Raw genomic sequence first — 14,004 nt, forward strand, 5'->3', positions numbered from 1 at the left:
ACAAGGGATGATAATATGATATTCATTTACACAGACTTCGGTGGTACACATACAACTTCACTAGCTGCAGCGTATCATTTAAATAAATTACCAACTGATCGGAAGTTAACGAAAGAAGAAATATTAAATGTAGAGTACTTCAATAAATTAAAAACAGAAGATATGGGGAAAATTATTTTTCATGGAATAGACGAAAATGGCAATCCTGTATATACGATTGGATGCGGCGCATCAAAAGTCGTTGTACCTGCGATGAAGCATTTAGGAGAGATTCTACAAAAACATTATGAAAGCCATGAAAAGATTATTTTTTCTAATACATCACCAACAGTGCCTTTACCAATGACTTTTGGTGGTCTGTTTTCTAGGAGGTTTCATATCGATTTTATCGGCGTACCCTTACTCGTATGGGGAGCAAAAATTTGTTGTGATAACATACAAAGGCTTGTCAGTTATACGAAAGAAGCTGGGCGATTGACGAATGATTATGTTGTAATTTTAGATAATGAAAATTTTAAATAATGTATGGAAGAAGAAAATCGGACATATGCTCCGATTTTCTTTTTTTATTGGTGAAACAGACAAGAAATAGTCACATTTAATTTTCATCTACTATAGCCAAAACAATAAAGTCCTGTTACTATTACAGGGATATTCTCTTTTCATAGCATAAATATATAGAAAAATTAGAAAAGAGGAATTGAATTAAGGGAGGAACAACATGAAGCGTGTTGCTTGGATTACTGATAGTACAACTGCGAGTTTTACAACAGAAGGAGATAACTTTGTTATCCCAATCGAAGTTATTATTGATGGTGTGTCGTACAAAGATTGTGAAGAAGGTGTACGTGAACGTGTTTATAATGCGTTAAACGAAGGTAAGACAGTCACTACATCACAACCTAACATTGGGGAAATGGTAGAGTTATTTACGAAATGCAAAGAAGAATATGAAGAAGGATTTGCAGTTGCTATTAGCGGAAAAGTAAGTGGAACCTATCAAAACATGAAATTAGCTGCAGAAATGGCTGGGTTCCCATTAACGGTATTAGACAGTGAAACGACAAGTTATCCAATGGATGAACTAATTAGAAAAGCGAAATTGTTATACAATGATGGTATGACTTTACAAGATATACACAAAACATTAGTAGATGAAAAAAGAAGACCTTTTCATGTATTTCCAAAGAGCTTAAAAGGTTTGTATGCAAGTGGACGTGTAAAGGGAGTTCAATTTTTACTTGGAAGTTTATTAAGTGTCAACTTAATATTAGAAGTAAAAGGCGGCGAACTTTTACTTGAAAAGAAAGTTCGTAAAATCCAAAAATGTCGAGAATATATTAAAAATGAGCTTGAAAAAGAATTACCTAAAGTACTTCATATGTTCCATGCTAATGACAAAGATGGAGCTGAAGAATGGATTTCAGATATAAGACAAGCATTCCCTGAAATGGACTTCAAACTATATCCATTACCGATTTCATTTGCTGTTCATGCAGGTGAGGGAACAATAGCAATTAGTTATTAAAGTAAAACCCGTGAATCATTCACGGGTTTTTTATTTAATTAAAATGAAATGGATCCCTGCCAAATCTCCATCGAGCTTAGAAATCGATGATTCCTCAATACCTCATAGAAAACTGTGGAATGCTCTTTTTATGGCTTATCCGATTATTTCTTACAAGATTTAGGGAGGATCGAGTTGAAAACGGGGTTATTTTAGTGTAAAATTACACTAAATAAAACATTAGTTACTTTTGGAGGAGAGAAAGTGAATAAAGACCATACAATTGAACTCATTTCAACGAAAATAAAGTTAATACGTACTGAAAAAAGATATACGCAAGATAAAATGGCTGAAATTCTCGGGATATCAAAAAAAACGCTTGTTCAAATTGAGAAAGGGAGAACGAATGCAGGCTGGACCAACACCATTGCTATTTGTGCATTGTTTAGAGATAGTGAAGTTTTACAGAATGCTCTTGGGGATGATCCATTAGTAGTAATCGAAACAATGGCCCACAGTAGCACTAGCAATTTCAAAGAAAAAACATTGGGAGGAAAAGTCTGGTGGAAACAGATTCAAGAAAAAGGGAACTTTCGTTTACAACAAAATCTGATTAGTCAGCATTATCGTATTTTAGACAAACAGGATTACCGTTGGTTTAATTCATTTGATTTAGAAGAAGCGCTAAATCAAATGAATCAATTAGCAACGGATTCAGACAGTCAAATAACCCCTTAAAATTATAGAGAATGCAGAAAAATTGGAGGGAATTACATATGATCATTTTGAGTTTACTTTGGATCTACTATATGCCTTATCTTGTGTTATGCGGATTTTTTGGTGGATTGTATTTAATTATTAATGGGATTAAACATCGTAACTTACTCGTAAGTATACTAGGATTACTTAGCCTTTCCTTTGTCGTACTGCCTTTTATTTTTTGGGGAATGGGGATTTCTGAGAATAAACTTCTTGATATTCCTACAGAATTATACTGGATTCTATTTTCTTTAACTGGGCTATTAGCTGGAATCATTGGATTACGGTCAAAAATTAAAGGAATACGTAATATGGGATTTATTATTTTTACTAGTGGAATAGTAGGAGACCTTTTTTATGTTTTAATGTCTGTACCTGATTCCATGTATATCAACTAGTTTTTTAAACTTAGCTCATTTTTATTTACTACTACATGGTGACTTAATCCAAAAAAGATAGCACAACAAAGGTAGAGGAAGAATCGCTGTCTTTCTTTATGAATCAGTACATAAAAAGGAGATGCTATAGTACCTATAGCATCTCCTTTTTCACATGAATCATTTCCCTATTAGCTGGATTGCACATAAACGTTTGATTTCATCCAGTACGTAGTAGGTAGCATATCGATAGCTATCATCCTCTGACTTTAAATGATAAAGGTAATGTTATCACAGTTGTTCCTGCAAGGGAAAAAGAAAAAATAAATAGTGTAGTAAACACATTCTAGAATAAAGAAGCTTAGGAATATGGGATATAAAATATGGTAAATACGAGTTGTTAGAAATTTTCGAGAATGAACGGAAGAATACAAAGCATAAGAAAGTTTACAATTTTCATGCCAACACTACAAACTTGACATGCTTATTGAGAAAGAGTGAGAATGAGTAATATAACACTTATCTAATACATTCAGGTGATATTAGTATTGGATTTATTTTTAAGGGGGATGTTTAATGAAACCAGAACTAATTGTTAGAAATTTCTTCAAAGAAGTGCGTTCAGGGAATAATCCAGACTTTTCAAATCGATATATGGCAGATAAAGTATTGGCACATCAAGTTATATCTGAAGAGGAACAAACAGTATACAGATCGCCAAAAGATTATGCTGAGCATGTAAGAGAGATGATTGAAGTATACGGAAATTTCTCTTTAGAAATTCAAGAATTATTAGTACAAGATAGTAAAGTATATGTACGCTGGAAGCAAGTAGGTACACACATAGGAGAAATAGATGGATATGAACCTACAGGCCTCCCTATAATTCAAATAGCAAGTGCGGTATATAGAATTGAAAACGGGAAAATTTCAGAGTATTGGATTCAAATTGATAGATCAGGAATTCAAAATCAATTTGAGTACAATAAGAACATTCAATAAATTATCTTTAAGAATAATAGTAAAAAGCACAAAAACAAGATTTTTAAAACGATTATTTCTATTACATAAAGGATACAAATCAATGCACTTTTTTACTGAAAGATTCATTCAAATTAATAAAAAAAGAGCATGTTTTAATAAATCTTTTAAAATATGCTCTTTTTTATTGTTTCTACGTGTACTGACATCAGCTTAGTGTAACTTTATTATATGGTAACAACAAACATAGACACATGTTTATGAACCCAAAAAATAGCAATAATTGTTCATGCGGTTTAAATTCGGGATAGACTAGCTAACAATGAAAATAATAGAATCAAGTTGTAATGTGTATTTCGTTTTACACTGTAAGTCATTCATATTAAGTAATAGAATTGTAGAAACATATAATAGAATATTCGCACTAATATTTATACAGTTACAATCTATTTACATATAAGATTATTAGGATTATATTGGCAATGAAAGAGAAAACAATAGATGGAAGGGGATGTTTTTTATGTTTAAAAAAGCAGCACTAGGGATTTCATCGTTAGCAATCACAGCGTTCGTCGGTTTAGGAATGGCAACAGAAGCTTCAGCTGGACCTGCAGCACCACTTACTTCACTAAACGTCGTACAAGTAGAGTCTGAGCTGGGCGGAGTAGAAACAATTAACCCAAACAGCTTTAGCACATCACGTAACCACGGGGGAAAATACTTATATATTACAACGAAAGAGATGGGATACGGTCAAAATCCATTTACTAAAATGAATGGTTCTAATGTAAAAAGTATTGGATCCACAATAATCGGCGGAAAACCAATCGTTGGCTGGTATTACAAATGGGATGCTTCTGGACATCAACAAGGAACATTTGAATACCAAAAAACATCTATAAACGCGCCATTTAATACAATGCGTACGTCAATTTATATCCAATAATTTTTGAAAACGTTCGCATATATAGAATAGTCAAAAAAGGTACTCCTAGGAGTACCTTTTTTGACTATTCTATATTTACAATGCCGATCCCACAGCAAGAACACTTCCCATAAAATAACATCCTAAACGTCTATGAAATTGATAGGAACGGGTAGTACAAGTCCTCTATAGTTAAAGTACGTAACCTTACATATTCCAATTCAATGAAAACAGAAAAAGACTGTAGTACTTACGCCAAAATTCAAGATTAAAAAAGAATAGCTAAACTCATCCAGCTAAACTTATATAAGCTTAGCTGGATGAGTATGTGACGGAACCCTAAAATGAATTACATCTTTTTCATACCATAAATAATTTTGTATAGGGAGATGAAAGGATTTTTTAAAATAATAAAGAAGTATGTATAAACAAATATATAAATGGTAGTGATAGTATGAAAATCAGTAAGTTTGCAGAAGTAAATACTGTAAGTGTAGATACGATTAGACATTATATAGACCTCGGTCTCATTATTCCTGAAAAGAAAGGTGGGCACTATTTTTTTGATGAGTATTGTCAAAAAGATATGGAACTTATTTTAGAGTACAAAAGGCTAGGATTTAGCTTAAATGAAATTAAAGATCTTTTTCTTTATAAAAATTTAGGGAAATCTATAGATTACGAAAAAAATACTTTTTATCAATCTTTATTTAAATTGAAATATGAAAAGATTGAACAGGAAATAAAAAAATTAGAGGAACAAAAAGATAAATTAAAGGAAGCGTTAAATAATTTATCTATCCCTAAAATTTCGAATTCAATTTTAGGGATAGATTTAAACGTACTTAATGTATTTAAGTGTTTTAAGTGTAACGGAAATTTGATTCTTGAAGATGGCATTATCAATAAGAATCAAATTGTTGAGGGAAAGTTAATTTGTAATTGTGGTGAAGAATACGCGATTATTTCAGGGGTTTTAACAGCTGGAAACTCATGTAAAGCATATGAAAAGACATCACTTGAAGATTCTATTTCGGATTATATCCATGAAACTGATACTGCTTTTTTGGAAAATGTTCAAAGAGGAGGAGAATGGGCGAAAAAGAAACTAATGCAACTAGATTTAAATGAAAAAATACTACTTGATTTAGGATCTGGTATTGGGTTCTTTTTACGAAATATTTATGAGGAACTACCAGGAAATTGCCTATATATTGCTGTTGATCGAGATTTGAATAAACTTTTATTTTTAAAAGATGTAATTGAAAGAAGAAACCCGAAAAGAAACATTCTATTTATCTGTGCCGACTTTTTAAACATACCTATTCAGAATTATTCTGCTGATATTGTCATTGATCAGTCTGGTACAAGTAATTATAGTTTTGAGCATGAAAACTTTTTGTTGCATGAATTAAATCCACTTTTTAAGCCAGAGTGTTATATGCTAAGCTCATATATTTTATTTAAAAATTTCAGCATACATAGTCATATATCAATTAGATTACGAGAGAATTTTACCTCTTCAAAAGTTAAGGGAGAAATTCAAAAACTACAGTTTCAAACCATTGATGAAAGAACTTCTAATTATTTGGAAAGAGGCGGGAAATACGAAAATTTCTTCGTTCAAGGAGAAGAAATTTATACATATTCATTTTTCGGAAGAAGATGGGGTTAACCCCATCTTCTTTTATTTTTCTTTTAAAACTTTTTAATAATAGCATATTGATATTGGGTTGACCCGAGAACTTACACTGTATGTAATACAAAGTTAAACGGGAGGAAAGAGTTATGGGACGTTTACGAATACATTCACAAAATGAGCAAAGTACTCAAGAACTAAGAAATATTTATCTCTATTCATTTGGGAAAACAGTATCAATATTTGGTAGCTCTATTTATAGTTTCGCATTAGGATTATATGTGTTACAAATAACCGGATCAGCATGGAATTTCGCAATTACGCTTATTTTAGGAACGATTCCAATGATTGTTATGAATCCATTTGCAGGTGTAATCGCAGATAAAGTTGATAAAAAGAAACTGGTCGTTTGTATGGATTTACTAAGTGGAGGCTTATTAATTACTGTTTATATATTGAGCAGTAATTATGGATTAAACTTATTCATCATTTATACTACTACTTTTCTTTTAACAGTATTTACAACGTTTTTTGGAATAGGATTAGAATCCGCAAAACCGAATATCGTCTCTAAAGAGAGGTTAATGAGTATTAATTCTATAAGTAAAATTATCGATTCTGTATCTTTAATTCTCGGTCCTATGTTAGGTGGTATCGTTTTTGCTGTTGTAGACATAAAACTTTTTATAATGATAAACGGTATTTCATTTATCCTTTCTGGCATATCCATACTGTTTATTCACTTTAAATTGTTCGGGCACGATATAAAGGAAGAATGTTCAATAAGAGAAATTAATTTTATTAAAGATATAAAAGAGGGATACTTTTACTTAATGGAGAGGGAAAGCTTAAAGAATACGTTTCATATTTTAATTTCGCTTAATTTCTTCTTAGGATTTGCTGTAACTGTTCCATTACCATACATTATTAACACAGTTCTCAATCTTAGTTCGAAGCAATTTGGTATCATTCAAGGAACTTTTCCAGTAGGGATGATAATTGGTGCAATTTTAGTGAAAAAGATAACTAATCGTTTTTCTTACTCTTATCTTTTGAAAAAGCTAAGTTCAATGTTGGCAGTTTTTATGATTATTTCAGGAATTCCAGTTTTATTCAAAAGTTTTGAAGCAAATGATTTTGTATGCGTTATTACGTATTGTGTTGTTATGTTCTCTTTCGGGCTAATAATAGCGTTAATTGATATTCCTTTAATTTATTTCATGCAAAAAGAAGTTCCTGATGAATATAGGGGAAGAGTGCTCAGTATTGGATTAAGTATAGGTAAAATGATGCAGCCGATAGCACTGACATTATCAGGTCTATTATTAAATTATATTCCGGCCTACACGCTTCCAATTACAGGAGGTATAGTATTTCTTATTTTGAATAAAGCTTATTCAAATAAGTTGAATTTAGAAATTCATTCCACAGATTATAGTGTTTAACGTAACTATTTAATATTGTTACAGATAAAAAAGCGCAGGATGATGACCCTGCGCTTTTTTATCGTAATTCAGCTGTCTTTCTAATAACAATCTTATCAATATCATCTTCTTCATCACCAATAAATAATCCACGCTCTTTTAAATACATTTCAAAGTATAAATCTGCTTCTGCACGTTCATCATATGGTTTTACAGAAAGTACGAAACCTAATTTGTTTTGCTCATCTAAATGAGAAGTGGAGATATAAGCCGGTACATTATGGCGTAAAAAGAGTTCTTTAACGGGAATGATCATATCTTTCATTAACTTTGTTAACATACCCATTTCAAACTCAAAATTAAAGCGATCTATACTAGATAAATCAGCGAATACTACACCGATAAAACCTGTATTAAATACTTCTTGGTATTCTACATCTTCGTTACCATAAAAATTCTTTTCGATCAAATAATTTATAAAATAAGACACACCATCACTTTGTTCAAAAGGTTTTGTTGAAAGAACAAAGCCGATTTTCTTTTGGTTATGTAAATACACACATGACATGTATGCAGTGATATTATGTTCTTTAAATAATGCGCTCATTGCTCCAGATAGACCATCAAGTACATGATGAACAATTTGAAGTTTTTTACGAGCGAAATAATAGGATTTCTTTTGTAACTCCAATGTATCAATAAAGACAGAGCCGATAAAGCCTGTATTTGAAATAATAGGTGTTTGCTTTTTTCTTCCTCTGCGCTTTGCTTGAGTCATTGTAAAAATCATCCCTTCATGAACAATTAAAGTAAAAGAACATTTGTTCGTATATGTATATTTTACTATTAAAACACTCTAAAGTAAAGGGTTTTTGATGAAAAAAACAACAAAAAAGACACCTGTAAAAGGTGTCTTAAACGCTGTAGGGAATAGGGTTTATCCCGTTTATTTATATTATGATACAGAAACAATCTCTTCTGTATCTTCTACATCTAAATGACAGTCCATAGTACGTACATCTTGATCTTCATGACTTCCGAAATAAATAGTAATTTTCATATGTATCGCTCCTTTATTCTAGGAATACCTAAAATAATTACTAGTAATGTTAATGTTTATTATATACCACTTTTTTCATTCCGACAACGTTATATCATTTTTAATTCTTTTAAGCTATACCGCATAAATTAAAGAGATATTTTTATAGAAAAAGGTAAATAACTTATGTGTTATATTTAAAATCGAAGAGTTCGGGTACTAATTTTTATGAAAGGAGCACCATTTATGAATTATAAACAGTTACTATTAGATAATTTTACATTTAAAATCTCATATATTGCTAGACTTGTGCAAGGAATGAATGTAAAAGAAACGAAAGATTACATTACTGTCGACTGTGGTTTACCTGCAGATACATTTAATATCATTACTTTACTTAACAATAATGTAACAGATAGAGCTAAGCAATTAAATAAGGAGGTAGAATACTATAATCAAAAGAAGTTTCCAATGTGTGTTTGGCTTTGGGATGAAGAACAAGGGCAGACTATTAAGAGCGAGTTATTAAAACTTGGTTTAAAAGAAGCAGAACATAATATTGCGATGGTTGCAGACTTAAAAACAATTTCTCCAACAATAGACACGCCAGTTGGCTTTACAATTCAAAAAACATCTTCGCTCGGACAAATACAAAGATTTGGAGAAACGTTAGCTGATCTATTCGGTACATCAGAGGAAGGTATACATGTACAATCATTCTATAATCAAATTTCTTCTTTCGATTTATGGAATAGTGAAAATATGAAGCTATACTTAGGTATGTATAAAGATGAAGTCGTAACTGTTGGTTCGTTGGTCTGTACAAAAGATAGTATTGGTATTTATGACATAGCAACTCAAGAAGAGATGAGAGGACGAGGATTCTGTTCAACTATGTTTAACTTCTTGCTGCAAGAAGCCAAGCAATTAAAAAATACTTATTGCGTTTTACAAGCTTCACCTGATGGAATCAATATTTATAAAAAGTCGGGCTTTCAAGCTGTAGGACAAATGACTGTTTTTGAAAATCGACATTTATTTGAGTAAATCATAGAAGTCAAATTGTTTTAAATATAGGAGTTAACATACCGTTATGAAAAAAATATCTCTAATTACAATCATTTGTTTTTTCATAGTAATAAGTATCTTTGTTTTTCGGCAAATAAACGAACATAAATACACTAAAGCTATTAATCAATCAAATCATATAAAAAATATCGCACATAGAGGCGCTTCTGCGTATGCACCTGAACATACAATAGCAGCATATAAATTAGGTCAACAATTGAAGGGAGATTACATAGAAATTGATCTCCAAATGACAAAAGACGGACATTTAGTAGCTATGCATGATGAAACCGTAAATCGTACAACAAACGGAAAGGGATTAGTAAAAGAACATACATTAGAAGAAATGAAGCAACTAAACGCAGGCTCTTTTTTCAATGAAAAATATCCGAATTTAGCAAAGAAAGAATTTGAAAATGATAAAGTTCCAACATTAAAAGAAATTATAGAAATATTTGGGTATAATGCTAATTATTATATAGAAACAAAGTCACCAGATGAATATCCTGGTATGGAAGAAAAGCTATTAGAAATTATAAAGTACTACCAAATAAGTGATAAAGTTATTATTCAATCCTTTAGTGAAGAAAGTCTGCAAAAGATTCATAGCTTACATGCTAATATCCCACTAGTACAATTATTATCATATCAAAAGGCAGTTCAAGTAAATGAATTAGAGATAGAAAAGTATAAAACATACTGCATAGGTCTTGGTATGAATTACAAGTATATTGATTCAGCTTACGTAAAGAAAATAAAGAAACACGGATTAGAAGTTCATCCATTTACAGTAGATAATGAAAAAGATATGAAAAAGTTACTTTCATGGGGAGTCGACGGGATGTTTACTAATTATCCAGATCGTTTACATTCAATATTGGATGTAAAAAGTCATGAATAAAAAGAATTATCCGATAGGAAATGATGTACGGTTGTTTTCATGATGGTAATATCATTGAATACATTGAGCCGAAGTTTAAATAACTATGCAAAAGAGAAAATAAAAAGAATCCAATAATTTTATTGGATTCTTTTTATTTAGTTCTATGCACCCATCGTGAAACAATAGGATAATGAAACTCTTTATTTTGTAATTCATATAAAATCCCTTTAAGTGGTCCTAAAATTACAGCAGCTAAAAGTGTTATATATAGTGGAATTGTTCCAAAAATAACAAACAAGGAATTTGTACTCAAGTCAATGTGTAATAAGGAAAACATGAGCGTACGGACTACTACGAAGTTCCAAAGAAATACAGCGAGCCATACTCCAAATTGAAAAAGGGCTGATTCTAGATTCATTTCTTTTATACTTTGTGATTTGAAAACGAAATAAAGTATGAGCGGTATAAAGAAAAGTGTATTACCAAAGAGGAAAAAGGCCAAGAAAGATAATAAAGTAATTCCATGTATCGCTAGTTTAATGTTTTTATCTTGTGATAGTATCATCAAAATCCTCCTATATTTAATGTAGATGGTAAAAAACAATACAACCCATTATATCATAGGAAACATGGAATAAAAATGAACTAGAAAGTAATCAAAATGTAACTAATTTTAACTACGCTTTTTATATTTTTTTGATACACTGACTACGAGAGGAATACCGATTAACGTCGGTAAAAACCAAAACCATATAGGCGGCAGTAAATTAATAATAGGAATATGAATTCCGACGTTTACTAAAAGTGCGGTAACGGCACCGATATAGGAGCCTAACATGCCTCTAATATGGTGGCGAATCCAATTTTCCCAACGCTTTTTTCCTGCAATATAGCCATAAATCGCAAATGAATAAGAGAAAATTGCTACATAAAATAAATATGCGATTTTATCCCAATTTATTATGGACAATATGATTGCAGTAAGGGTGATAACAACATAAGATGCATGATATATTTCGCCCCATTCTGTATGTTTGCCTTTCTTCTTTTGAGCAACCATCGCTACAATACCGGTAATTAAGCATATTGTTCCAAATAAAATGTGTATGGATAAAAGAATGTTGAAAATGCTCATAATAATTCCTCCTTTTTTATTTTTATAGTATTGCAGTATAGGAGAAAAGTTGAAACATATTGTTTATTCGTCTTAATATATTGAAATAAAGGTACTCTTAGAACAAATTTAAACGGACAAATTTTCTTGAATTTAGTGAGTCACGTATTACGTGAAATGAAGGAGAGACTTCCATGTTTACATCTATTACATATTTACAATCAGGGAATGACAAGCAACAAAAAGTATATGATGTTTTGAATACATTAAACATAATGGAGGATTTAGCTTTGTATAGTCCCGTTCTTTGTGGGACAATACCTATAAGAATTGATACTCTTCAATCTGACTTAGATATTGTAATGGAAGTACATAACTTTGATGTTTTTGAACAGGAAATGAGATCTTTATATGGTTCTTATGAAGGATTCAAAATAAAAAAGAAAAAAATTAAAAATACTGAATCAATAAAGGTGAATTTTAAATTTGAAGGTTTTGATTTTGAATTATTTGCCCAACCTAAGCCAGTGCGTAGCCAAAATGCATATAAACATATGATTGTTGAGCACATGATATTAATGCAGAATCCACATGTAAGGGAAGAAATTATTCGCTTAAAAGAACAAGGGATAAAAACAGAACTAGCTTTTGCTCAAGTATTAAAGATTGACGGAGATCCTTATGAAGAACTTATTTTATTGGGACAGGAAATGCGTTTGTGGTAAATAAGGTACACAAAAAATCCTCTTATAAATAAAAGAGGATTTTTTATTATGTCATTAACTTACGGATTAATCCACTTAACAATTTTATCCCGGTAATTATTTGTTCTGGAGAAGCATATCCATACGATAAACGTATACATTGATCTGATTCTTCTTCATAAATACGTCCTGGGTTTAAAAGAATCCCTTTTGATAGTGCCTCTGAAAATAGTCTCTTCATCGGAATGTTAGGTACAACCTTTAGCCATATAAAAAATCCACCACTAGGAATATCCCAAGTCGCTATGTCTGCGCAATACATATGTAAAGCTTGTACCATCATTTTTCTTCGTTCTTTTAAATGCGTTCTTACGTTCGCTACATGGTCTTCATAGAAACCTTTATTTATCCATTCAGCAGCAACTCTTTGAGATAAAGAACTAGACCCATAGTCTGTTTGCATTTTTATATCTGATAATCTATCAATAACAGGTTCTGGTCCGATAATCCATCCAATTCTAAGTCCTGGAGTAAGTGTTTTAGAGAGGCTACCAACATATAATACATGTCCATGTTTATCTATCGATTTTAAAGGAGCTGGAGGTGGTTCATCAATCCATAACTCACGGTAAATATCGTCTTCGATGATAGGTAACTGTTCTTTTTCACATATTTTTAATATTTCTTTCCGGCGCTTTTCAGACATTAATATTCCTGTTGGATTTTGAAAACAAGGAATAGAATATAAAATATTTTTCTTTTGACTATATTTAATACGTGTTAATAAATCGCTAGGTAAAATCCCGTAATGATCCATCGCTATACCAGATAGGTGTATATTTGCTGATTGAAAAACATGAAGTGAATATAAGTAAGAAGGTTGTTCGAGTAAAACGGTTGATTTTCTATGTAAAAGACCAATTGATATTAATTGTAATGCTTGTAATGCACCGGAGACGATTAATATAGAGTTAGGCGATACGTGTATTCCAAACGATTTTACGTAATTACTTATTGCTTCACGTAACGGAAAAAAACCTTTTTGTTCCTCATATCCGAAATAATCTAATTCCTCACTAACGTTTTTCATAATGGATTGCATTGTTTCTAGTGGGAAAAGATGCGGGGCAAGTTCGCCTTTACTAAGATGGATAAGTGTTTTATTTGATTCCGCTTCATTTATTTCACGTACCATTACCTTACTTGGTTTATGAATACCAGCCTTTACATATTCACTCCAATTAGGCGGGGGATTCGTTGCTAATAAGGACCACGTATTATTCATAACAATTGTTCCTGCCCCGATTTGCCCTTGAATTAAGCCGTCAGCCATAAGCTCTTCTAGCGCAGTTATTACAGTACTCCGATTTACATGAAATAACTTTGCTAACTGCCGCTGGCTAGGAATCTTACTTCCGATTGGCCATTCTCCGTTTTCAATTTTTTCTTTCATATAGTCTATTATCTGCCGATATTTAGGCACCTTTTTATCGATTGTCATATAAAAAACTCCCTCGTTTATTTAAAAATGAAAAGTGGTTGGTTTTTTCGATAAATAACTGGTTGAAGACATTGTATCAACTA

15 protein-coding genes are annotated in these 14,004 nt (G+C 31.5%); 11 read left to right on the forward strand and 4 right to left on the reverse strand.

Annotation, left to right across the window (positions count from 1 at the left end):
• Positions 1-15 precede the first annotated feature (15 nt).
• The 8 genes from JDS95_RS22275 (at position 16) to JDS95_RS22310 (ending at position 7,633) form a co-directional block, all read left to right on the forward strand.
• Positions 16-522: a DUF3189 family protein gene (locus JDS95_RS22275; protein ID WP_000576344.1), complete on the forward strand. Its 507-nt coding sequence runs from the start codon at positions 16-18 to the stop codon at positions 520-522.
• Between the two features lie 199 nt (positions 523-721).
• Complete coding sequence (locus JDS95_RS22280) at positions 722-1,528, forward strand: DegV family protein (protein WP_000831953.1); 807 nt, start codon at positions 722-724, stop codon at positions 1,526-1,528.
• 243 nt (positions 1,529-1,771) lie between these two features.
• A complete protein-coding gene (locus tag JDS95_RS22285; protein WP_001030625.1) occupies positions 1,772-2,245 on the forward strand; it encodes a helix-turn-helix transcriptional regulator in 474 nt (157 codons plus the stop codon).
• A 38-nt stretch (positions 2,246-2,283) separates the two neighbouring features.
• Entirely contained in the window at positions 2,284-2,664 is a 381-nt protein-coding gene (locus tag JDS95_RS22290; RefSeq protein WP_000584988.1) for a hypothetical protein, read from the forward strand.
• Positions 2,665-3,219: 555 nt separating this feature from the next.
• On the forward strand, positions 3,220-3,645 hold the full coding sequence (locus JDS95_RS22295) for an ester cyclase (RefSeq protein ID WP_000801760.1): 426 nt from the start codon (positions 3,220-3,222) through the stop codon (positions 3,643-3,645).
• A 499-nt stretch (positions 3,646-4,144) separates the two neighbouring features.
• On the forward strand, positions 4,145-4,570 hold the full coding sequence (locus tag JDS95_RS22300; RefSeq protein ID WP_000472913.1) for a DUF4879 domain-containing protein: 426 nt from the start codon (positions 4,145-4,147) through the stop codon (positions 4,568-4,570).
• Positions 4,571-5,003: 433 nt separating this feature from the next.
• Positions 5,004-6,224 carry a methyltransferase domain-containing protein gene (locus tag JDS95_RS22305; protein WP_000703292.1) on the forward strand — a complete coding sequence of 407 codons (1,221 nt, stop codon included), beginning with the start codon at positions 5,004-5,006 and terminating at the stop codon, positions 6,222-6,224.
• A gap of 113 nt (positions 6,225-6,337) precedes the next feature.
• Entirely contained in the window at positions 6,338-7,633 is a 1,296-nt protein-coding gene (locus JDS95_RS22310; protein WP_085450230.1) for an MFS transporter, read from the forward strand.
• A 58-nt stretch (positions 7,634-7,691) separates the two neighbouring features.
• Here JDS95_RS22310 and JDS95_RS22315 read toward each other — a convergent pair whose 3' ends face one another.
• Entirely contained in the window at positions 7,692-8,402 is a 711-nt protein-coding gene (locus JDS95_RS22315; RefSeq protein WP_002043630.1) for a hypothetical protein, read from the reverse strand.
• A gap of 495 nt (positions 8,403-8,897) precedes the next feature.
• Here JDS95_RS22315 and JDS95_RS22320 point away from each other — a divergent pair, with 495 nt between their 5' ends.
• Both JDS95_RS22320 and JDS95_RS22325 read left to right on the forward strand, forming a co-directional pair.
• Positions 8,898-9,698 carry a GNAT family N-acetyltransferase gene (locus tag JDS95_RS22320; protein WP_199690797.1) on the forward strand — a complete coding sequence of 267 codons (801 nt, stop codon included), beginning with the start codon at positions 8,898-8,900 and terminating at the stop codon, positions 9,696-9,698.
• Positions 9,699-9,744: 46 nt separating this feature from the next.
• Positions 9,745-10,620, forward strand: a complete 876-nt coding sequence (locus tag JDS95_RS22325; protein ID WP_085450232.1) for a glycerophosphodiester phosphodiesterase — start codon at positions 9,745-9,747, stop codon at positions 10,618-10,620.
• Positions 10,621-10,753: 133 nt separating this feature from the next.
• On the opposite strand, the gene JDS95_RS22330 is transcribed toward JDS95_RS22325, so the two are convergent.
• A complete protein-coding gene (locus JDS95_RS22330) occupies positions 10,754-11,167 on the reverse strand; it encodes a magnetosome magnetite crystal formation protein family (protein WP_000603896.1) in 414 nt (137 codons plus the stop codon).
• A 108-nt stretch (positions 11,168-11,275) separates the two neighbouring features.
• The gene (locus tag JDS95_RS22335) at positions 11,276-11,737 is read right to left on the reverse strand and encodes a DUF2306 domain-containing protein (protein WP_000021721.1); all 462 of its coding nucleotides are present in this window, start codon (positions 11,735-11,737) and stop codon (positions 11,276-11,278) included.
• Between the two features lie 173 nt (positions 11,738-11,910).
• Between JDS95_RS22335 and JDS95_RS22340 the strand changes: the two genes are divergently transcribed.
• Positions 11,911-12,441 (forward strand): DUF4269 domain-containing protein, encoded by a 531-nt coding sequence (locus JDS95_RS22340; protein WP_000495194.1) that lies wholly within the window; start codon positions 11,911-11,913, stop codon positions 12,439-12,441.
• Between the two features lie 46 nt (positions 12,442-12,487).
• Here the strand turns inward: JDS95_RS22340 and pdxR are convergent, their stop codons facing one another.
• Complete coding sequence (gene pdxR / locus JDS95_RS22345; RefSeq protein WP_000150998.1) at positions 12,488-13,921, reverse strand: MocR-like pyridoxine biosynthesis transcription factor PdxR; 1,434 nt, start codon at positions 13,919-13,921, stop codon at positions 12,488-12,490.
• Between the last annotated feature and the right edge of the window lie 83 nt (positions 13,922-14,004).

The sequence above is a fragment of the Bacillus cereus group sp. N24 genome, from assembly GCF_016483345.1.
Taxonomy (GTDB): Bacteria; Bacillota; Bacilli; order Bacillales; family Bacillaceae_G; genus Bacillus_A; species Bacillus_A toyonensis.

Bases quoted from the DNA above. Each gene is read 5' to 3' on its own strand.
- JDS95_RS22310 (WP_085450230.1), top strand. From the start codon at position 6,338: ATGGGACGTTTACGAATACATTCACAAAATGAGCAAAGTACTCAAGAA.
- JDS95_RS22300 (WP_000472913.1), top strand. From the start codon at position 4,145: ATGTTTAAAAAAGCAGCACTAGGGATTTCATCGTTAGCAATCACAGCG.
- JDS95_RS22340 (WP_000495194.1), top strand. From the start codon at position 11,911: ATGTTTACATCTATTACATATTTACAATCAGGGAATGACAAGCAACAA.
- JDS95_RS22335 (WP_000021721.1), bottom strand. From the start codon at position 11,737: ATGAGCATTTTCAACATTCTTTTATCCATACACATTTTATTTGGAACA.
- JDS95_RS22315 (WP_002043630.1), bottom strand. From the start codon at position 8,402: ATGATTTTTACAATGACTCAAGCAAAGCGCAGAGGAAGAAAAAAGCAA.
- JDS95_RS22325 (WP_085450232.1), top strand. From the start codon at position 9,745: ATGAAAAAAATATCTCTAATTACAATCATTTGTTTTTTCATAGTAATA.
- JDS95_RS22320 (WP_199690797.1), top strand. From the start codon at position 8,898: ATGAATTATAAACAGTTACTATTAGATAATTTTACATTTAAAATCTCA.
- JDS95_RS22295 (WP_000801760.1), top strand. From the start codon at position 3,220: ATGAAACCAGAACTAATTGTTAGAAATTTCTTCAAAGAAGTGCGTTCA.
- JDS95_RS22290 (WP_000584988.1), top strand. From the start codon at position 2,284: ATGATCATTTTGAGTTTACTTTGGATCTACTATATGCCTTATCTTGTG.
- pdxR (WP_000150998.1), bottom strand. From the start codon at position 13,921: ATGACAATCGATAAAAAGGTGCCTAAATATCGGCAGATAATAGACTAT.
- JDS95_RS22280 (WP_000831953.1), top strand. From the start codon at position 722: ATGAAGCGTGTTGCTTGGATTACTGATAGTACAACTGCGAGTTTTACA.
- JDS95_RS22275 (WP_000576344.1), top strand. From the start codon at position 16: ATGATATTCATTTACACAGACTTCGGTGGTACACATACAACTTCACTA.
- JDS95_RS22305 (WP_000703292.1), top strand. From the start codon at position 5,004: ATGAAAATCAGTAAGTTTGCAGAAGTAAATACTGTAAGTGTAGATACG.
- JDS95_RS22330 (WP_000603896.1), bottom strand. From the start codon at position 11,167: ATGATACTATCACAAGATAAAAACATTAAACTAGCGATACATGGAATT.